Source organism: Opacimonas viscosa, from assembly GCF_024199005.1.
In the GTDB taxonomy this organism is placed as follows: Bacteria; Pseudomonadota; Gammaproteobacteria; order Enterobacterales; family Alteromonadaceae; genus Opacimonas; species Opacimonas viscosa.
In genome coordinates, this window is the sequence record NZ_JANATA010000050.1 from 1 (window position 1) to 1,163 (window position 1,163).

General features: G+C 44.5%; 1 protein-coding gene. It reads right to left on the bottom strand.

Translation table 11 applies throughout. The features are described 5' to 3' along the window. Nucleotides 1-1,157, bottom strand: a 1,157-nt coding sequence (gene tuf, locus NLF92_RS12640; RefSeq protein WP_254102543.1) for an elongation factor Tu, incomplete at its 3' end; no start/stop codon positions are given. Nucleotides 1,158-1,163 lie beyond the last annotated feature (6 nt).

Consider the following 1,163-nt stretch of genomic DNA (forward strand, 5'->3'; position numbering starts at 1 on the left):
GCACCTACTGTACGACCACCTTCACGGATTGCGAAGCGTAAACCTTCGTCCATCGCGATTGGTGCAATTAGCTCAACAACAAATTTCAAGTTGTCGCCTGGCATGACCATCTCTACGCCTTCTGGTAACTCAACAGCACCAGTTACGTCAGTTGTACGGAAGTAGAACTGTGGACGATAGCCTTTGAAGAATGGAGTATGACGGCCACCTTCATCTTTACTTAATACATATACTTCAGCTTCAAACTGAGTGTGTGGGTTGATTGAACCTGGTGCAGCTAATACTTGACCACGTTCAACGTCTTCACGCTTAGTACCACGTAATAGAACACCAACGTTCTCACCTGCACGACCTTCGTCAAGCAACTTACGGAACATTTCAACACCAGTACAAGTTGTCTTAACCGTTTCTTTGATACCAACGATTTCAACTTCTTCACCAACTTTTACGATACCTTGCTCAACACGACCAGTAACAACTGTACCACGACCTGAAATTGAGAATACATCTTCAATTGGTAAAATGAATGGCTTATCAATATCACGCTCTGGCGTCGGGATATATGAATCTAGTGCTTCACCTAACTCAACAATCTTCGCTTCCCACTCTGGCTCGCCTTCTAGCGCCTTAAGTGCTGAACCTTGGATTACTGGTAAATCATCACCTGGGAATTCGTATTCTGTAAGAAGTTCACGCACTTCCATTTCTACTAATTCTAGTAATTCTTCGTCATCAACCATGTCACATTTGTTCATGAACACGATCATGTAAGGGATACCAACCTGACGACCTAATAAGATGTGCTCACGTGTTTGTGGCATAGGACCATCTGTTGCAGCAACAACTAAGATACCACCGTCCATCTGTGCAGCACCTGTGATCATGTTTTTAACATAATCGGCGTGTCCAGGACAATCTACGTGTGCGTAGTGACGTGTTGGAGTATCATACTCTACGTGTGAAGTTGCGATTGTGATACCACGCTCACGTTCTTCTGGTGCGTTATCGATTTGATCGAATGCTTGTGCAGCACCACCGTAAGTCTTTGCTAGTACAGTAGTGATTGCCGCGGTTAGCGTAGTTTTACCGTGGTCAACGTGGCCGATTGTACCTACGTTTACGTGCGGTTTCGTACGTTCAAACTTTTCTTTTGCCATTTTTCT